Source organism: Streptomyces sp. NPDC005438 (assembly GCF_040606315.1).
Taxonomy (GTDB): domain Bacteria; phylum Actinomycetota; class Actinomycetes; order Streptomycetales; family Streptomycetaceae; genus Streptomyces.
Genome location: NZ_JBEXEP010000013.1, coordinates 59345 through 77071 on the forward strand (window position 1 = coordinate 59345; position 17727 = coordinate 77071).

General features: G+C 73.2%; 16 protein-coding genes. 5 read left to right on the forward strand and 11 right to left on the reverse strand.

From position 1 onward, the window contains the following. Positions 1 to 182: 182 nt before the first annotated feature. Complete coding sequence (locus ABZT14_RS23245) at positions 183 to 653, forward strand: MaoC family dehydratase (protein ID WP_356305869.1); 471 nt, start codon at positions 183 to 185, stop codon at positions 651 to 653. A 13-nt stretch (positions 654 to 666) separates the two neighbouring features. Here ABZT14_RS23245 and ABZT14_RS23250 read toward each other — a convergent pair whose 3' ends face one another. Next, a complete protein-coding gene (locus ABZT14_RS23250) occupies positions 667 to 1293 on the reverse strand; it encodes a TetR/AcrR family transcriptional regulator (protein WP_356306003.1) in 627 nt (208 codons plus the stop codon). Between the two features lie 199 nt (positions 1294 to 1492). Continuing rightward, the gene (locus tag ABZT14_RS23255) at positions 1493 to 2641 is read right to left on the reverse strand and encodes an acyl-CoA dehydrogenase family protein (RefSeq protein WP_356305871.1); all 1149 of its coding nucleotides are present in this window, start codon (positions 2639 to 2641) and stop codon (positions 1493 to 1495) included. A gap of 54 nt (positions 2642 to 2695) precedes the next feature. Between ABZT14_RS23255 and ABZT14_RS23260 the strand changes: the two genes are divergently transcribed. Continuing rightward, positions 2696 to 3349, forward strand: a complete 654-nt coding sequence (locus ABZT14_RS23260) for a TetR/AcrR family transcriptional regulator C-terminal domain-containing protein (RefSeq protein WP_356306005.1) — start codon at positions 2696 to 2698, stop codon at positions 3347 to 3349. A 330-nt stretch (positions 3350 to 3679) separates the two neighbouring features. On the opposite strand, the gene ABZT14_RS23265 is transcribed toward ABZT14_RS23260, so the two are convergent. Together ABZT14_RS23265 and ABZT14_RS23270 are read right to left on the reverse strand one after the other, a co-directional pair. Next, positions 3680 to 4774 (reverse strand): zinc-binding dehydrogenase, encoded by a 1095-nt coding sequence (locus ABZT14_RS23265; protein ID WP_356305873.1) that lies wholly within the window; start codon positions 4772 to 4774, stop codon positions 3680 to 3682. A 112-nt stretch (positions 4775 to 4886) separates the two neighbouring features. Further along, positions 4887 to 6305, reverse strand: coding sequence for an aldehyde dehydrogenase family protein (locus ABZT14_RS23270; RefSeq protein WP_356305875.1), 1419 nt, complete (start codon positions 6303 to 6305; stop codon positions 4887 to 4889). A 172-nt stretch (positions 6306 to 6477) separates the two neighbouring features. Here ABZT14_RS23270 and hmgA point away from each other — a divergent pair, with 172 nt between their 5' ends. Together hmgA and ABZT14_RS23280 are read left to right on the forward strand one after the other, a co-directional pair. Further along, the gene (hmgA, locus tag ABZT14_RS23275) at positions 6478 to 7815 is read left to right on the forward strand and encodes a homogentisate 1,2-dioxygenase (RefSeq protein ID WP_356305877.1); all 1338 of its coding nucleotides are present in this window, start codon (positions 6478 to 6480) and stop codon (positions 7813 to 7815) included. A 61-nt stretch (positions 7816 to 7876) separates the two neighbouring features. After that, complete coding sequence (locus tag ABZT14_RS23280; RefSeq protein ID WP_356305878.1) at positions 7877 to 8635, forward strand: GntR family transcriptional regulator; 759 nt, start codon at positions 7877 to 7879, stop codon at positions 8633 to 8635. A 437-nt stretch (positions 8636 to 9072) separates the two neighbouring features. Here ABZT14_RS23280 and ABZT14_RS23285 read toward each other — a convergent pair whose 3' ends face one another. Then, entirely contained in the window at positions 9073 to 9339 is a 267-nt protein-coding gene (locus tag ABZT14_RS23285; protein WP_356305880.1) for a hypothetical protein, read from the reverse strand. A gap of 382 nt (positions 9340 to 9721) precedes the next feature. Between ABZT14_RS23285 and ABZT14_RS23290 the strand changes: the two genes are divergently transcribed. Further along, positions 9722 to 10336, forward strand: a complete 615-nt coding sequence (locus ABZT14_RS23290) for a hypothetical protein (protein WP_356305882.1) — start codon at positions 9722 to 9724, stop codon at positions 10334 to 10336. 24 nt (positions 10337 to 10360) lie between these two features. Here ABZT14_RS23290 and ABZT14_RS23295 read toward each other — a convergent pair whose 3' ends face one another. From ABZT14_RS23295 to ABZT14_RS23320, 6 genes are all read right to left on the reverse strand, one after another. Then, positions 10361 to 10726 carry a GntR family transcriptional regulator gene (locus ABZT14_RS23295; RefSeq protein WP_356305884.1) on the reverse strand — a complete coding sequence of 122 codons (366 nt, stop codon included), beginning with the start codon at positions 10724 to 10726 and terminating at the stop codon, positions 10361 to 10363. A gap of 90 nt (positions 10727 to 10816) precedes the next feature. Further along, positions 10817 to 11455 carry a GNAT family N-acetyltransferase gene (locus ABZT14_RS23300; RefSeq protein ID WP_356305887.1) on the reverse strand — a complete coding sequence of 213 codons (639 nt, stop codon included), beginning with the start codon at positions 11453 to 11455 and terminating at the stop codon, positions 10817 to 10819. Beyond that, on the reverse strand, positions 11452 to 13197 hold the full coding sequence (locus ABZT14_RS23305) for an IucA/IucC family protein (RefSeq protein ID WP_356305889.1): 1746 nt from the start codon (positions 13195 to 13197) through the stop codon (positions 11452 to 11454). Before ABZT14_RS23305 ends, ABZT14_RS23300 begins: the two co-directional genes overlap by 4 nt. An 805-nt stretch (positions 13198 to 14002) precedes the next feature. After that, entirely contained in the window at positions 14003 to 15331 is a 1329-nt protein-coding gene (locus ABZT14_RS23310; RefSeq protein ID WP_356305891.1) for a SidA/IucD/PvdA family monooxygenase, read from the reverse strand. Then, the gene (locus ABZT14_RS23315) at positions 15328 to 16824 is read right to left on the reverse strand and encodes an aminotransferase class V-fold PLP-dependent enzyme (RefSeq protein WP_356305893.1); all 1497 of its coding nucleotides are present in this window, start codon (positions 16822 to 16824) and stop codon (positions 15328 to 15330) included. The genes ABZT14_RS23310 and ABZT14_RS23315 overlap by 4 nt, the downstream gene beginning before the upstream one ends. A gap of 248 nt (positions 16825 to 17072) precedes the next feature. After that, the gene (locus tag ABZT14_RS23320) at positions 17073 to 17720 is read right to left on the reverse strand and encodes a response regulator transcription factor (protein WP_356305895.1); all 648 of its coding nucleotides are present in this window, start codon (positions 17718 to 17720) and stop codon (positions 17073 to 17075) included. Positions 17721 to 17727 lie beyond the last annotated feature (7 nt).

Sequence of the window (17727 nt, forward strand, 5' to 3'; positions counted from 1 at the left end):
GACCTCACCATCGCCGGGCTGAACAACACCGGCCGCCGGGTGCTGGCCAGCTGAGCGGCCCGTACGGCGGCGGTGCGCGGCGGTGTCTGTCGGCGTCCGTCAGCGTCCGTCGGCGTTGACACAAGACGGCACCGAGGTCATCCTGAGCGGGCGCTTAGCGCCATGATCGGGAGGACGCACGGATGGCACAGGCACGGACCTTCGCCTCGACCGAGGAGTTGCGGGCGGCGGTCGGCGAGGAGTTGGGCACCAGCGACTGGCTGGGGATCGACCAGGACCGGGTGGACGCCTTCGCGGAGGCGACCGGCGACCACCAGTGGATCCATGTCGATCCCGAACGGGCGGCCCAGGGCCCGTTCGGCACCACCATCGCGCACGGCTACCTCACCCTGTCCCTGCTCCCCCTGCTGACACCGCAGGTCCTCCAGGTCGAGGGCGCGCGGATGGGCGTCAACTACGGCTGCAACAAGGTGCGGTTCCCCGCGCCGCTGCCGGTGGGCTCCAGGGTCCGTGCCTCGGTGCTGCTGGTCGAGGTGACCGAGGTCGGCGAGCAGGGCGAGGGTGCGCAGATCACCGCTCGGGTCACCGTGGAGCGGGAGGGCTTCGACAAGCCGGTGTGCGTGGCGGAGTCGGTCAGCCGCTACTACTGGTGAGGCGGGGGCGGCATCAGGACCGCCGCTCCCCACCGGGGTGGGCCTGCCCGCACCCCACCATGCGCAGTGCCAGTTCCGCGTACAGCTCCCCGATGTCCTCGGGGGCGCGCCGACCCTCGGGGCGGTACCAGCGGGAGACGTCCACGCACAGCGACATGATCGCGGTGGTGGTGCCCCGGGTGTCGCTGACCCGGAAGTCGCCCGAGGCCACTCCGTCCTCCAGCACCTGGCGCAGCGTCTCCTCACAGCGGTGCCGCAGTCCGAGGATCTCCGTGTAGTGCTCCGGCCCCAGGGCGGCCAACTCGTACTGCACCACCCGGGCGGTGGTGTGGTGGGCGGCGTGCCAGTGCACGAAGGACCGTACGGCCGAGGCCAGCCGCCCGGGTGCGCTCTCCGTCGAGCCGGCCGCCTCGGTGAGGGTGGTGACCGAACGCTCGTGGCCGACCTTGCTGATCTGGTAGAGCAGCTCTTCCTTGGTCTTGTAGTGGATGTAGAGGGCGGCCGGACTCATGCCGGCCCGCCCGGCGATGTCCCGGGTGGTGGTGGCGTGGAAGCCGCGTTCGGCGAAGGCCTCCACCGCGGCCAGCAACAGGCGCCGCGCCGCGTCGGGGCTGACCCCCGCGAAGGACTCGTCGGGCACCGTGTGCCCGTCTCCCCGTTCCTCGGCCCGCGACTGCTTGGTGGCCACCTGGCATCGCCTCCCTCCGCCGGGCGAACACCCTACAGGGCGCTCTGAGCAGGCGCTTAGAGCACGGTGTGGGGATCCTTGGCGGATCGGCGGGATGCACCACGCGCCCCGACGGCCGGCGGACCGCCGAGGGACGGCCTCAGGGGGAGGTTCAGAAGGCCGAGACGCCGGTGAGGGCACGGCCGATGAGCAGCTTGTGGATCTGGCTGGTGCCCTCGTAGAGGGTCATCACCCGGGCGTCCCGGACCAGCTTCCCCACCGGGTGGGCGTCGATGTAGCCGTGACCGCCGAAGACCTGGAGGGCGTTGTTGGCGCAGCGTACGGCCGCCTCGCTGGCGTACAGCTTGGCCACCGAGGACTCGGTGGCGAACGGCTCACCCCGGTCGATCAGGTCGGCCACCCGCCAGGTGAGCAGTCGGGCGGCGTCCACGTCGACCGCGATGTCGGCCAGCAGTTCCTGCACCAGCTGGTGGTGGGCGAGGGTGGTGCCGAACTGCTCCCGTTCCCCGGCGTACCCCACGGCGGCGTCCAGGCTGGCCTGGGCCAGGCCGACGCAGCCGGCGGCCACCGACATCCGGCCCTTGGCGAGGGCGGACATCGCCACCGTGAACCCCCTGCCCTCCTCGCCGAGCAGGGCGTCCCCCGGCACCCGTACCCCGTCCAGGACGAGTTCGGCGGTGGGCTGTCCGCGCAGGCCCAGCTTGCCGTGCACCGGGGTACGGGTCAGGCCCGGGCTGTCGGCCGGAACCAGGAAGGCGCTCACCCCCCGGTGGCCCTCTCCCCCGGTGCGGGCGAACAGCAGGACCACCTCGGCCCAGGTGCCGTTGGTGATGAAGGTCTTGGCGCCGTCCAGGACCCAGTCGCCGCCGTCCCGGCGGGCGCGGGTGGTGAGCGCGGCGGCGTCGGAGCCGGTGCCGGGTTCGGTCAGGCCGAAGCAGCCCAGGGACTGGCCGGAGCACAGCCCGGGCAGCCACCGGCGCTTCTGCTCCTCGGTGCCCCAGGCGGCCACCGACTTGGCCACCAGCCCGAGGGAGACCGACAGCAGTCCGCGTACGGAAGAGTCGCCGCGTCCGAGTTCCTCGGTGACCAGGGTGTAGGTCAGGTGGTCGCCGCCACTGCCGCCGTACTCCTCGGGGAGGGTCAGGCCGAGGAAGCCGAGTTCGCCGAGCCTCCCGGGGAGTGCCGGGTCGACGCTCTCGGCGCGGTCCCAGTCGGCGGCGTACGGGGTGACCTCGCGTCGGACGAACTGCCGGGCCAGCGCCCGGGCGTCGGACTGTTCGTCGGTGAGCCGCAGGTCCATGGGGCCGACCTCCCGGAAATGAGCAGTGCTAGTTTTTCTCGCGCGGGCTCTACTATGTGCGGCATGGCCAGGCCCCGCAAGCCCCTCCTCAGCAGGGAACGCATCGTGGCGACCGCCCTGCGCCTGGTGGACGCCGACGGCCTCCAGGCCGTCTCCACCCGGCGGCTGGCGGCCGAACTCGGCGTCAGCGGGCCCTCGTTGTACAACCACTTCCGCACCAAGGACGAGATCCTCGACGCGGTGGCCGACCAGGTGTGCTCCCGGGTCGACCTGACGATGTTCGAGGACGGCACCCCCTGGGACGAGGCGTTGACCCGCTGGGCGCGCTCCTACCGGGCGGCGCTGCGCGCCCACCCGCACATCGTGCCGTTCCTCGCCCAGGGGCCCGGCCGCCGGCCCAGCCAACTGCGGATGGCCGACGCGGTGTTCGGCGCCATGACCCGGGCCGGCTGGAGCCGGGCCCAGGCCACCCACATCGGCGCCCTGATGCGGTACTTCGTCGCCGGCAGCGCTCTGGGGTCCTTCGCCCGGGGCTTCGTGGACGACGCCTCGCTGTACGAGGACAGCTACCCCCACCTCACCCAGGCCCACCTGCTGGCCGACCAGCGCGACCGGGTCGACGAGGGCGCGTTCGAGACCGGGTTGGCGGCCCTGGTACGGGGGCTGGCCGACACCTTCCCCGACGGCCGGGACCACCCGGAGGGATGACCGAACCAGCCCCCAACTCCCCCACCACACCCCGGAGTTGCCCCCCTCGGCCACGTCGAGACGCGGGTGCGGCGTGGACCACGCGCGGTCCCGGCGAGGTCGACAGCAGGCCGGGACGGGCCGGCCCCAGAGGACCAGCCACGTCGGGAAGCCGCCCGCCGGGGCCAGCCACAGCAGGTCGCTCGCGCACCCGCGAAAAGGCGGCTGCCCCATCCCCTCGAACGCCCCGGCACCCCCTCCAGTCCGACCCGCCCGGGGACCACCCGGAGGGGTGACCGAACCAGCCCCCAACTCCCCCACCACACCCCGGAGTTGGGCCCACCATCGGCCTCAGCCCGCGTCGGGGAACTCCACCAGCGCCCGGGCACCCCGACCGGCCACCATGTCCTCGAACGCCCCCGGCACGCCCTCCAGTCCGATCCGCCGGCTGACCAGGGCCCCCAGGTCGATGCGGCCGGCCCGTACATGTGCCGCCAGCACCGGCAGGTCGCGGGCGGGTACACAGTCGCCGTACACACAGCCGGTGAGCGTGCGGGCGAAGTGGAAGACCTCCAGGGCGGACAGCGACAGCCGGTCGTCCTTGGAGCCGATGCCCACCACCGTGGTGCGCCCACCCCGGCGGGTGGAGTCCCAGGCGGCCCGGATGCTGGTGGCCCGCCCGGCGCACTCCACCGCCACGTCCACCCCCAGCCGTCCGGTGAGGTCACGGATGTCCCGGGACGTACGGTCGGAGGCGACGAGGTAGTCGGTGGCCCCGCAGGCGCGGGCCAACTCCTCCTTCTCGGGGGAGACGTCGACCGCGACCAGCCGGCCGGCCCCGGCGAGGCGGGCGCTCTGGAGGGCGGCCAGCCCGACCCCGCCGACCCCGAAGACGGCGACCGTCTCCCCCTCGCGGACCCGAGCGCTGTGGTGGACGGCCCCGTAGCCGGTCAGTACCGCGCAGCCCAGCAGCGCCGCGTCCGCCAGCGGCACCCCCTCGGGCAGGGGCAGCAGCGCGCGGGCGGGCACCACGGTCTCCTCGGCGAAGGCGGCCACGCTCAGCCCCGGGTACAGCTCGGCGCCGTCGGGGGTACGGGCGTAGGGCACGGTGGTGGCGGCGTTGGCCTCCTGACAGAGCCAGGGCTCCGCCAGGTGGACGCAGTAGTGGCAACTCCCGCAGGCCGGCGCCCAGTTGAGGATGACCTCACAGCCGGGGGCGAACCCGTCCACGCCCTCTCCGACGGCGACCACGGTGCCCGCGCCCTCGTGGCCCAGGACGGCCGGCACGGGTTGCCGCAGCACTCCGGTGGCCAGCGACAGGTCGGAGTGGCACACCCCGGCGGCGGCGAGCCGTACCCGCACCTGGCCGGGGCCGGGTGCGGGCAGTTCGATCTCGGTGACCCGTAGGGGCGCGTTGACGGCGGGCAGTACGGCGGCTCGGACCACGGGGAGTCTCCTGGTTCGGGGCGGGAGGTGGGCGGGGGCGGTGGGGTGTCGTTCGGTCCCGAGGGGGCGGTGTGCGCGTTCCGGTGGTGGCCGGAGCCCCGGACGCCCCGCCCTACAGCTGGAGGGACTGGGTGTGGAGGTACTCGGCCAGGCCGTGCGGCCCCAACTCGCGGCCCACACCGGACTGTTTGTACCCGCCGAAGGGCGCGAGGGGGTTGAAGCGGCCACCGTTGACGTCGACCTGCCCGGTCCGCATCCGACGGGCGAAGGCGACGGCCTCGGCCTGGTCCTCGGACCAGACCGCGCCGGACAGCCCGTAGCGGGAGTCGTTGGCGATCCGCAGCGCGTCCTCGGTGTCCTGGTACCGCAGCAGGCTCAGTACGGGGCCGAAGATCTCCTCCTGGGCGATCACCATGTCCGGCTCGACGTCGGTGAACAGGGTGGGCCGCACATAGCAGCCCCGGTCCAGGCCCTCGGGGGCCTGCGGGCCGCCCGCGACCAGCCGGGCGCCCTCGCTCACCCCGCGCTCGATGTAGCCGCGTACCCGGTCCCGTTGGGCGTGGCTGACCACCGGCCCGACCCGTACCGTCTCGTCCCGGGGGTCGCCCGGCACGTACTTGGCCACGGCGGCGGTGGCCAGACGTACCGCCTCCTCGTGGTGCTCGGCCGGGACCAGCATCCTGGTCCACGCGCTGCACGTCTGGCCGGAGTTGGCCATCACGTTGGCCACCCCGATCTTGACCGCCTTGGTCAGGTCGGCCCCCGGAAGGATCACGTTGGCCGACTTGCCGCCCAGCTCCAGGGCCACCCGCTTGACCTCGCCACCGGCCAGGGCGCCGATGTGGCGGCCCACCCGGGTGGAGCCGGTGAAGGACACCAGGTCCACCCCGGGGTGTCGGGCCAGGGCCTCACCGGCCACCGGACCCAGACCGGTCACCAGGTTGAACACCCCGGCCGGCAGACCGGCCGCGTCCACCAGCCGGGCCAGCAGCAGGGCGACCAGCGGGGTGTTCTCGGCCGGCTTCACCACCACGGTGCAGCCGGCCGCGAGGGCGGGCGCGACCTTGGCCACGATCTGGTGCAGCGGGTAGTTCCAGGGGGTGATCGCCCCCACCACTCCGACCGGCTCGTGGAAGACGTGGGAGTTGCCGATCCGTTCCTCGAAGGGGTGGGTGGCGGCCAGTTCGGCGTAGCTTCGGGCCACCTGGCGCGGGAGGCCGGCCTGTACGGCGCGGGAGAAGCCGACCGGGCAGCCGAGTTCGTCGGTGACGGTCCGGGCGATCTCCTCGGCGTGCGCGTCGAGTTGGTCGGCCAGGGCCTCCAGGTACGCGGCCCGCCGGGCGGGCGCGGTGGTACGCCAGCCGGGCAGGGCGGCCTGGGCGGCGCGCACCGCCCGGTCCACGTCCTCGTCGGTCCCGGCCGGCACGGTGGCGATCACCTCGTCCCGGGCGGGATCGAGGACCTCGATGGTCTCGGTGCTGGTGGAGGGCAGCCAGGTGCCGTCCAGGTAGACGCTGTGGTGTTCGCGCATCCCCCCAAACTAGCGACGCTAGTTTGGGCTGTCACCCACGGCCCGGGTGCGCTGGGTCACCCCGTGGGCGCGCGTCCCGTTGACGGGCGGCACCGCGATTCCTATGGTTCAGCATAGGAATCGGGAGGGTGGTCGCACCCACCCACACCCAGCGGACCGGCGGGAGATCTCCATGGCGAGCCACACCCCTCAGCAGGCGAGCAAGGTGGCCCAGTCGCTCACCTACCAGACGGGCTTCGGCAACGAGCACAGCAGCGAAGCGCGGCCCGGCGCCCTGCCCGTCGGCCGCAACTCCCCCCAGCGCGCGCCCCTCGGGCTCTACGCGGAACAGCTCAGCGGCTCCGCCTTCACCCAGCCCCGCGCCCACAACCGCCGCAGCTGGCTGTACCGCATCCGCCCCTCCGCCGCCCACCCCCGGTTCGTACGGATGAACCGCGACGCCTCGAACCCCGCGCTGCGCACCGCCCCCTTCACCGAGACCGAACCCGACCCCAACCGGCTGCGCTGGGACCCGCTGCCGGCGCCCGCCCCCGACACCGACTTCCTGGACGGGCTGTGGACCCTGGGCGGCAACGGTGACGCCCGCCAGCGCAGCGGCATGGCCGTGCACCTGTACCACGCCAACTCCCCCATGACCGACCGGGTGTTCAGCGACTCCGACGGCGAACTGCTGATCGTCCCTGAACACGGCGGGCTGCTGCTGCACACCGAGTTCGGGATGCTCGCGGCCGAGCCGGGGCACGTCGCGCTGATCCCCCGGGGCGTACGGTTCCGGGTGGAGCCCACCGCGGACACCGTCCGGGGCTACGTCTGCGAGAACTACGGCCAGCCCTTCGTCCTCCCCGACCTCGGCCCCATCGGCGCCAACGGCCTCGCCAACCCCCGGGACTTCCTCGCCCCGGTGGCCGCCTACGAGGACGAGGACCGACCCACCGAGGTCGTCAACAAGTACTGCGGCAACCTCTGGACGGCCACCCTCGACCACTCCCCGCTGGACGTGGTCGCCTGGCACGGCAACCACCTGCCGTACGTCTACGACCTCCGCCGCTTCAACGTGATCGGCAGCGTCAGCTACGACCACCCCGACCCGTCGATCTTCACCGTGCTCACCTCGCCCTCGGACACCCCCGGTCTGGCCGGCGTCGACTTCGTGGTGTTCGCCCCCCGCTGGCTGGTGGGCGAGGACACCTTCCGGCCCCCGTACTTCCACCGGAACGTGATGAGCGAGTACATGGGCCTCATCGAGGGCGCCTACGACGCCAAGGCGGAGGGCTTCGTCCCCGGAGGCGGCTCGCTGCACAACATGATGTCCGCGCACGGGCCCGACCGGGAGACCTTCGACCGGGCCAGCACGGCCGAGCTGGAGCCCCATAAGGTGGACGACGGGCTCGCCTTCATGTTCGAGACCCGCTGGCCGGTGGTCGCCACCGCGCAGGCGCTGGCCGCCGACCACCTCCAGGAGGACTACGACGGGGTGTGGGAGGGACTGGAACGGCACTTCGGGTCGTGACGGTCCACGGCCTCACGCCCCCGGGGTGGCCGTGAGGCCCAGGAACCGCAAGGAAGGTGCCGTGTCCGTCTTCGCCCCCGACCCGCTGGAGCCGAACCGCAAGCTGCCGCTGTGGTACCAGGTCTCCCAGTCGCTGCGCGCCTCCGTACTCGGCCGCCCCGACGGCGCGCCCCTGCGCCTGCCCACCGAGGACCAGCTGGCCGAGCACTACGGGGTCAGCGTGCTGACCATGCGCCAGGCCCTCAAGGAGCTGGAGTCGGAGGGGCTGATCACCCGTCACCGACGGCGCGGCACCTTCATCGAGCCCTCCGCCACCCGCCCCCGCGCCGTACGGCTGTTGGGCTCGGTGGACGCCATCGTGGCCCAGCAGTCCGGCGAGGACACCGAGCTGCTGGAGTACGGCCCCACCCCGGTGCCGGCCGAACTGGCCACGCACTTCCCGGGGTTGACCGAGGCGGTGGGGTACCGGCGGCTGCGCAGCGACCCGGACAGCGGCCAGCCCACCAACTGGGCGGAGAACCTCATCCACCCCGAGGTCGCCGAGCGGCTCGACCCCGACCTGCTCCGCCGGGGCTGGCCCATGACCAAGGTGCTGCGGGACGGGGTGGGCGTCCAGATCAGCCGGATCACCGACACCGTGCAGGCCCGGCTGGCCGACCCCGAGACGGCCCGGCTGCTCCGGGTGCCCCTGCTCAGCCCGATCCTGCACTACACCGGGGTCACCCACGACGGGGAGGGGCGGGTGGTGGACGTGGTCCGCATCCACTACCGGGGCGACCGCTTCTCCTTCTCGGTCACCGTGGACAACGCCGGCGGCTAGGACGTACCGCGCGGATCACCGCGAGGCCCGCGCGCGGTGTCACCTCGCGCAGCGCCTCGCCGCGTTGTCGCCGACTTGCCGCACCGACTTGTCCTCCGCCTTCCCGCTGCCCCACGGCCCACGACGGCCACGTCCAGACACGGGTGCGGCGTCGATGTGGGCACCCGCGAAGAGTTCGCGGTTCCCACGACCCACCACACCAGAACGCGCTCCCCGATCCCCCGGATCCGAACGACCGACCCGGAGAGCCCCGCACACCAGCGCACACGAGCAACGCCCCCGGGTGACGGGGGCGTTGGAGGCGCGGGACCATCGGATGGTTCCGCGTACGGGCAGTGCGTCCTCGCGCGGGCCGGGTGCGCCGGACGTGGCCGGGTCGTGTCGGACAGGGCAGGCCGAGCCGGGGCGCCCGACCGTGAGGTGGGCGCCCCGAGGGCCTAGCCGCGCCCGCCGAACAGCGTGCGCTTCAGACGTCGCAACGGCGCGAACAGCGAGACGCGTGCTCCGCGCCTGTGGATCGGCGAGTGCTTCGCGTCACGCGTGGTGATCTCGCGCATCAGCGTCGTCGCCTCCTCCGTCTCCCGGGCGGGGACGGCCGGGCCGCCGAGCACCGAGAGGTGACGGTCGAGGCGCGAGCTGGTCGAGCCCGTACCACACGTGATCGCGGGCACCCGCGCCCTGTTGCGGACTGTTATCTGTTCCATGACACTCCCCACCCTTACGAGGGCACCCGGCCCGGGCAGGGTAACCCTATCTCGCCACCGGAGCCGGCGTTTGAGTCGGTCATCCGATTCACCTGCCCCATAAGCGAGTTGACCATTGGGAACCGCCTGAGTGTGACGCCTTACCAGCATGAGCGCTGATCACACCCGACGCAAGGTGACCTCTTCCGGCGGACCCCGTGCGAGAGCCGTCCGAACACGGACACGGCCCAGGTCAGGCACCGCTCACCCGGGCGGGGGAACCCTCGCGGGAACCTCGAAGGGGCACAACCTTCCGGCACGCCCGAGGGTCATGCACTGCGTCCGTACCAGTTCCGACCAGTCCCTACCAAGCCCTAACAAGCCCACTGAAAGGCCCCGGTACATGCGCACTCTCACCCTTCGTGCCACGGTGGCGGGAACCGCCGCGCTCTGCGCCCTCGGCGCCGGGACGGCACTGTCCACACCGGCCGTCGCCGCCCCCAAGGCTCCGGTGCCCACCTTCCTGGCCACCGGGGACCTGCCCCCGCACGACGATGGCTGGACCGCCCGGCCGGTCGGCCAGGGCCTGCCCTCCCCGGGGCGGTTCTGCATGGACGACGGCGTGTTCCCGGACACCGAGGACACCTACCACCGCGACTACCAGACCGACCGCGAGACCAACGCCTCCCAGGTGACCACCACCGTCAGCAGCGAGGAGAAGGCCACCGAGCTGGTGAAGACGGTGCGCGCCCAGCTGGCGAGCTGCGCCTCCCGCTGGCTGGCGGAGAACCCGGGGGCCACGGCCTCCTGGGACGACTTCGGCGGAGTCGAGGGCGGCCACGTCTACGGGGTCCACGTCGCCCCGCCGGAGTCCGCCAACGACCTGCACCTGCTGGGGGTGGGCCGCAGCGGAAAGACCGTCACCGTGGTCGCCTGGGGCGAGTACGGCACCCTCAAGGACGCCCCGGTGGACGCCTTCAGGAAGACCACCGCCACGGCCGTCACCAAGCTGGGCTGACCGCCGGTGGGAGCGGCCGGAGGCTCACGCCCTGGCCGCTCCCCAGGCCTGTTCCAGTGCCGCCCAGGTGGCCGCGCGGTCACAGCCCAGCCGTAGCGCGCGGGCCACGAACGCCTCGGCGGCCTGGGCGAGTTCACGTGCCGCCGCGTCCCCGGCCGCCGCGACGAACGACCCCTTGCGGCCACGGGTCTCGATCACCCCGTCGGCCTCCAGGGTCCGGTACGCCTTGGCCACGGTGTTGTTGGCCAGACCCAGTTCCTGGGCGAGGCCCCGCACGGTGGGCAGCTTGTACCCCACCGGCAGGGCACCCGAGCGCGCCTGCTCCAGGATCTGGGTCCGCACCTGCTCGGCGGGGGCCGCACCGGGGCTGAGGACGATCTTCAGGTCCACGGACTCTCCTCGGGGATCGGTCGGGGGCGGTACGCCGACCACTGCCGGCGCCCAGGGACAGCACACCACACCGTGGTGCGCCGTGGTCCCTCACCCACCGGTCTCCACGGGCTCCTGACCTGCCCGACCGTCGCCGGACCGCCGGGGCAGCTCCATCAGGTAGGCCCGCTTGTCCGGCAGCCGCAGCTCCTCGACCCGGACGAAGCCGGCCCGCTCGAAGGCCCGTACCGAACGGTGGTTGGTGACGTCGGGCTCGGCCAGCACCCGCTCGGCACGGGGCTCGACGGCCAACTGCCACTCGGCGACCGTCCTCAGCATCGCCGCGCCCAGGCCACGGCCCCGGAACCGGGAGGGGCCCAGCAGCAGGTGGACGCCCAGGTCGAACGGGCGGGGCTGGTAGTGCTCGGCGAGGAAGTCCAGGTCCGCCCGGTACAGCTCCCAGTAGCTCATCGGCTCCCCGTCCAGCAGCCCGAGGAACGGCAACGAGTGGGCGCTGGCCAGCTGTTGGCGCAGATGCCCGGCGATGCGGTCCGGGGGGTGCGGCATCTCCCAGAAGCGGGCCACCACCGGGTCGTTCATCCAGCGGTGCACCGTCGACAGGTCCTCCTCCAGCCGCACCGGGCGCAGCGAGAAGTGGCCGGCCTCCAGGAGGGTGCCCGCGCGGGCGACCTCGGTGAGCCGGTCGACCGGCAGGGCGCACCGGCGCGGGGACTCGGGCCGGACGGTCACCGGGTCACCTCCGACAGGGGGTTGGCGATGTCCACGTACACCGACTGGGCCTCCAGGGGGCCGGTCAGTTCGTCCATGCCCCGTACCCGGGTGAGCAGGTTGGCCTTGCAGCTGATCCGGGGGGCGTCCCGCAGCAGTTCGGCCAGCCGCAGCCGGTCGCCGTGTTCACGGGACCAGTGGGTCAGCCGGGCCCGCGCCCGCTCCAGCAGCCTGGTCTCGTCGGCCAGCCCGGCCGAGCCCAGGGCACCGACCAGCCCGAGGGCGTTGTTGATGCCCACGTAGTACGCCAGCCGCTCGTCGATCACCTCGTCGTCCACGAAGGTGCCCAGGTCACGGCCGACCCGTGGCACCCAGTCGTACAGGGCGGGGCTGCGGGTCGGGGAGAAGTAGAAGCCCTGGTTGTCGCGGTACCGCCCACCGGTGGGCCAGCCGTCGTCGTCCAGCACCACCAGGGTGTTCTGCTGGTGCGCCTCCAGCCCCAGGCCGTAGCGGGCGTACAGCCACAGGACCGGCTCGATCACCTGGTCCAGATAGCGCGCGCACCACTCCTCGGCCACGTCCTGGACCGGCTCCCCGGTCTCCCGGGACAGGTCACGCACCAGACCGGTCAGCCAGGACTCCCCGCCCGGGCGGTCCGGCCGGGTGGAGACCAGCCCGGCGACACACACCGCCTGGGGTTCGCCGGACCGGAACGGGTTGTCCCGCACCGCCACGTCCAGCCCGGTGGGCGCGCCCTGTGGCCCGTCCACCGCCAGCCAGGCCGGGTCCCGGACGATGTCGAAGTCCGGGTACCGCGCGTGCAGGGCGTCCGCCAGGCCGCTCTCCAACAGCCGGTGCACGGCCACGCCCCGCCGTAGCTCCACCCTGAGGTTCTCCCGGCGGGAGTTGGTGATCCTCAGCCCCAGGGAGAACTTGAGCATCACCGGGGCGTCCGCCCGGTACAGGGTGCGCACGGAGGAGGTCGCCGACCAGGTCGGGCCGCCCTCGCCCAGGTCACACAGCGCCCCGGAGTCCAACAGGGCGCGGGTGGCCGGGTAGTCCCGCACCTCGCGGGCCTGCCACGGGTGGGCCGGCACCAGTACGCGGTCGGAGCCCGCCCGTTCGGCCAGCGGCCCGGCCAACTCGGCGCACAGCCGCTGGGCGGAGGAGGACAGGGCGCTGTCGGCCTGGACCACCTCCGGGTCGGCGGCGAACCAGTGCAGGGGGAAGGCGCCGCCCAACTCGGGCGAGTACCGCCGCAGTTCACGGTCGCTGAGGCCCTCGCGACTCTTCGGCGTGGGGTGCAGGGGGTGGCCGCACACCAGGGCGCGTTCACCCCGCAGGAACTCCGGCTGCTTCTCGTCCAGTTCCGGCTGGGCGGCGCGTTCCTCCAGGAAGGTCGCCACCTTGCGGGCCGAGTCGGTCACCCGAGCCGTCAGGTCGGTGACCGAGGCCGGGTCGTCCCCGCTGACCTCGGTGGACAGCAGGGCCGCCAGGGCGGGGGCGGTCACCGTCTGGCCGCCGGAGAAGCGGGCCGGGCCGAAACGGTGCCAGCCGACCGGGGACCAGTACACGACCGGCACCTCGATCCGTACGCCGGAGGACGACAGGTCCAGCACCAGCTGGTCGTCCTTCGGCGCGGCCATACCGGTCTCGCGCACCCAACAGCGCAAGAGTGAGGCGAGCGACTCCTGGTCGGCGCGATCCGCGGCGGCGCGCTCGGGGGCGGTGGATGCGGGCTGGTGGTCCAGCAGCGATTCCATGCCTTCTCTTTCTCTGTGACGCACGGGCTGGCGTGGGGGCCCACGCGGAGTACGGGGCCCCTCGGGGTTTACCCCGGCGAGCCGAGTCTCCGCGCAAGTGCCCTACCTCGCACGGGCTTTGACGCGAAGCACCCCGGATGAGTTGCCCCTGGTGACGGGACCCGCCCTCGGGATCACTGAGGGTGCGGTGTCTCTCGGCGTGGCTCGGCGTCCCTGGACGTCCCCGGGGTCTCTGGTCGTTCCTCGGCGTCCTCGGGTCCCTGGCGCGTCCCGGTGCACCGCGCCGGCCCCCCTCTGGTCCCGCCCGGAGCGCGCGAGGGCGCACCGTGGCGACCGGTCCCCTCTCGCCGACGTACGAACGGCGCACCCGGGGGCGCTTCGTGGCCGACGCCGGGAGGTTCGCGTGCCCTGACGGGGCGCCTCACGACACCGTCGCCAGGGACGGCGGGCCCCCGAAGTGCTTCGGTCCCTCCGGGGTCGTGGCGGTGCCCATGGCAACAGCAACCACAACCCCAAGCGCAGCCGCTGTCACTGCCGTTGCCGCTGGAGGTGCCGGTGCCGCACCGCGAGGGGTGCCCCCTCCGCCCCGCGACAGACGGCATCGGGGCACGCTCACCAGCCCCTCGACACCCGACGGCACCGCCAGGGGTGGGTCGTGGGGACCGCTCCGAGGCTCGCGCGCGGTGTCACCTGGCGTGCCGAGCCTCACCCCGTCTGCCGCCGAGGGGTCGCCGTGGAGTCGCTGAGCGCGGCTGCCGCCGATGCTCCGCATCGAACTCCTCCGCCCCGCGACACACGGCACCCCCTAGCCGCCCCACCCGAAGGAGGTGAAGGCCGTCCGGCGGGGCAGGGGGTAGACCGCCCTGCCGCTGAGGTGGTTGAGGATCACCGCCGACCGCCAGGCCGCCAGGCCCAGGTCCGGGGCGCCGGGACCGTGGGTGTGCCGTTCCGCGTTCTGGACGTAGACCGAGCCGGTCACTCCCCCGTCCAGCTCCAGCCGGTGGTGGGCGTCCACCCGAGGCCGGTCCGAGCGGTCCCGCAACACCTGGGGCCACAGCTGGTGGAGCAGTCCGGCCAGGGGGCGTTCGGTGTACCCGGTGGCCAACACCACGGCGTCGGTGGCCAGTTCGCCGGCCGTGCCCTGCTGCGCGTGCTCCAGCTTGAGGGTCAGCCGCCCCTCGGAACGCCGCGCGGAGCACACCGCCACCCCGGGGGTGAGCCGGGCGGCGGGCCAGCCGCCGTCCACGCTGCGGTGGTACAGCTCCTGGTGGATGTCGCCGAGGGTCTCCTCGCTCACCCCCTTGTACAGCTGCCACTGCCGGGGCAGCAGCGCGTCCCGGGTCTCCTCGTCCAGCCCGTGGAAGTAGCGGGTGTAGTCGGGGGTGAACTGTTCCAGCCCCAGCTTGCTGTACTCCATGGGCGCGAAGGCGGGGGTACGGGCCAGCCAGTCCAGGTTCTCCCTGCCGTGGGGCCGCCGGCGCAGCAGGTCGAGGAAGACCTCCGCCCCGGACTGCCCCGAGCCCACCACCGTGACGTGGTCCAGCCCGAGCAGGCGCGTACGGTGCTCCAGGTAGTCCGCCGAGTGCAGCACCGGTAGCTCGGGGTCCTCGACCAACTCCCGGAAGCAGTCCGGCACCTGGGGGGCGGTGCCCACCCCCAGCGCCAGGTTCCGGGCGTACAGCGACTCCCGCCGGTCGCCGTCGGTGGCACGGTGCTCGACCTCGAAGGCGGAGTGCCGCGCGTCCCAGCGCACCGTCTCCACCTCGCGGCCGAAGCGGCAGGAGGGCAGCGACTGGCTGACCCAGCGGCAGTAGGCGTCGTACTCGGCGCGCTCGATGTGGAACCGCTCGGCGAAGTAGAAGGGGAACAGCCGCTCGCGTTCCCGCAGGTACCGCAGGAAAGACCAGGGGCTGGCCGGCTCCACCAGGGTCACCAGGTCCGCCAGGAACGGGACCTGGAGGCTGGCGCCCTCGATCAGCAGACCGGGGTGCCAACGGAAGGAGTCGGTGCGCTCCAGGAAGGCGGAGGTCAGCTCCGGCACCCCGTCGGCCAGGGCGGCCAGCGACAGGTTGAACGGGCCGACGCCCACCCCGAGCAGGTCCAGGGGGTTGGTGGGGCTCCCGGGGGCGCTCACCGGCCGTCCCCGGGTTCGTACGCCAACTGGGCGCTCTCCACGACCAGTTTGAGCAGGTCCTCCAGTTGTTCCGGCCGGGTGTGCGGGTGCAGCAGGGTGGCCTTGAGCCACAGCCGGCCGCCGCCCTCGCTGGCGCCCTCGCTGACACCGTCGGGGACCTTGGCCCGGCCGAGCACCGCCCGCCCCTCCCACAGCAGTTGCCGTCGCACCTCGGCCACCAGGGCGTCCCCCTCCTCGGGCGGGAGCCGGTCGGCCAGCGCGGGGCGGAACAGTACGGTGCTCAGGCCGACCGGCCCGGGGCAGCGGCGCAGCGCGGGGTCGGCGTCCAGCCGGGCCGCGAAGTCCTCGGCCAGCCGTACGCAGTCGGCCACCGTCTCGGCCAACCCGGCCCGCCCGAGGGAACGGAGGGTCACCGCGATCTTCAGCACGTCCGGGCGGCGGGAGGTGCGGATGGAGCGCCCCAGCAGGTCCGGCAGCCCGGACTCGGTGTCGTCCTCGGCGTTGAGGTAGTCGGTGTGGTGGGCCAGGCCGGCCAGCATCCCGGACTCCGCGACCGCCAGCACCCCGGCGGCCACCGGCTGCCAGCCCAGCTTGTGCAGGTCCAGGCTGACGGTGGCGGCGGCGGTGAGGCCACGCAGCCGGGTCGCCAACTCCGGGTGGAACAGCAGCGGTCCGCCGTACGCGGCGTCCACGTGCAGCCGCGCCCCGTGGGCCGAGGCCACCTCGGCGATCCGTTCCAGGGGGTCGATCAGCCCCTGGTCGGTGGTGCCGGCGGTGGCCACCACCAGGGTGGGCCGGTCGGAGTCGGCGAGCAGCCGCCGCAGCGCCTCGGGGTCCAGCGTCCCGCCCGGGCAGGGCACCGTCTCCGGTGCGGGCAGCCCCAGGGTCCAGGCCGCCCGGTGGGCGCTGTGGTGGGCGTTGGCCCCGCAGAGCACGCGCAGGGGTGCGGTGCCGAGGCCGCGCGCCCACTCCCGGGCGAGCAGCAGGCCGACCAGGTTGGACTCGGTGCCGCCGCTGGTGACCAGGGCGTCGGGTGCGGGATGGTCGGGGTAGACGAGGCGGGCGAGGGCGGCGCAGACCTCCGCTTCCAGGGCGCCGGAGGCGGGTGCCTGGTCCCAGGAGTCCATGGAGGGGTTGAGCGCGGAGGCGGCGAGGTCGGCCACGGCGGCCGAGGCCAGTGGGGGGCAGTGCAGATGGGCCACGCAGTGCGGGTCGGCGGGGTCGGCGGCGCCCTCGGCCACCAGGGACACCAGGGAGCGCAGCGCCTCGGTGGCGCCCCGGCCCTGTTCGGGGATCACCGGTCCCAGTACCTCGCGCACCCGGGCGGCCACCGCGTCGGGTCCACCGGCGGGCAGGGGGCCGCCCCGTCTGCGGGCGCCGTCCGCCAGGGCGTCGATCGCCGTCGCGGTGAGGGGCCGTAGGGCCTCGGGCCCCCGGGTGCCCCCGGCGAGTGCGGTGGGGGGCGGTGGGTCCTCCGCGCTCGGGATCGACATTCGGGCCCCTTCCGTTGGAACGTTCCCCTTCGGCCGAACGCCGCACGGGGCGGCGGTCGTTCACCAGCGACCCACCAGGTTAGGCCAACCTAACCTGGTGTGGTGACCGTTTTACCCGGGCCGCGTTTTCCACCGCTCCGTCAACTTCCCTGGTTCCCGGGGCAGTTACCCCTGATCAGCCGGCAATCGACCGGAACGGGCACGGACGGTGACGGGATCCGGCCGGGGCCGGAGGTGGCAAGGATCACTCAGGGTTCGATCAGCCCGGCCCGGATCGCGTACCGAGTCAGTTCCAGACGGTCCTTGAGCCCCAACTTGTGCAGCAGGTTGGTGCGGTGACGCTCCACCGTCTTGACGCTGATCATCAGGGTGTCGGCGATCTCGCGGGAGGTGTGCCCCTCGGCCACCAGCTTGAGGATCTCCTCCTCGCGGTCGGTGATCGCCCGGGCCGGCAGGCTCTCCCCGTCCCGTGCCCGGTCCAGGTAGTTGCGGATCAGCGCGGTGACGGCGCCCGGGTAGAGGAAGGGCTCGTCCCGCATCGCCGCCCGACAGGCCTCCACCAGGTCACGGTCGGCGACCGACTTGAGTACGTAGCCGCAGGCGCCGGCCTTCAACGCCTCGAAGAAGTACTGCTCGTTGTCGTACATGGTCAGGATCAGCACCCGCAGTTCCGGCTGGATGCGGGTCAGCTCCCTCGCCGCCTGGATCCCGGTGAGCCGGGGCATCGCAATGTCGAGAATGGCCAGATCCGGCTGCTCGGCCCGGGCCATCTCGATGGCCTCCGCGCCGTTGCCCGCCTCGGCGACCACGGTCAGGTCCGGTTCGCTGTCCAGGATCAGACGCACACCCCGGCGCACCAGAGCGTGGTCGTCGGCCAGCAGAATACGAGTGGTCATGGGCTCC

Excerpts from the sequence above, each read along its gene's own strand:
- ABZT14_RS23245 (WP_356305869.1), top strand. The coding sequence starts at position 183 with ATGGCACAGGCACGGACCTTCGCCTCGACCGAGGAGTTGCGGGCGGCG.
- ABZT14_RS23255 (WP_356305871.1), bottom strand. The coding sequence starts at position 2,641 with ATGGACCTGCGGCTCACCGACGAACAGTCCGACGCCCGGGCGCTGGCC.
- ABZT14_RS23260 (WP_356306005.1), top strand. The coding sequence starts at position 2,696 with ATGTGCGGCATGGCCAGGCCCCGCAAGCCCCTCCTCAGCAGGGAACGC.
- ABZT14_RS23270 (WP_356305875.1), bottom strand. The coding sequence starts at position 6,305 with ATGCGCGAACACCACAGCGTCTACCTGGACGGCACCTGGCTGCCCTCC.
- hmgA (WP_356305877.1), top strand. The coding sequence starts at position 6,478 with ATGGCGAGCCACACCCCTCAGCAGGCGAGCAAGGTGGCCCAGTCGCTC.
- ABZT14_RS23285 (WP_356305880.1), bottom strand. The coding sequence starts at position 9,339 with ATGGAACAGATAACAGTCCGCAACAGGGCGCGGGTGCCCGCGATCACG.
- ABZT14_RS23290 (WP_356305882.1), top strand. The coding sequence starts at position 9,722 with ATGCGCACTCTCACCCTTCGTGCCACGGTGGCGGGAACCGCCGCGCTC.
- ABZT14_RS23305 (WP_356305889.1), bottom strand. The coding sequence starts at position 13,197 with ATGGAATCGCTGCTGGACCACCAGCCCGCATCCACCGCCCCCGAGCGC.
- ABZT14_RS23315 (WP_356305893.1), bottom strand. The coding sequence starts at position 16,824 with ATGTCGATCCCGAGCGCGGAGGACCCACCGCCCCCCACCGCACTCGCC.
- ABZT14_RS23320 (WP_356305895.1), bottom strand. The coding sequence starts at position 17,720 with ATGACCACTCGTATTCTGCTGGCCGACGACCACGCTCTGGTGCGCCGG.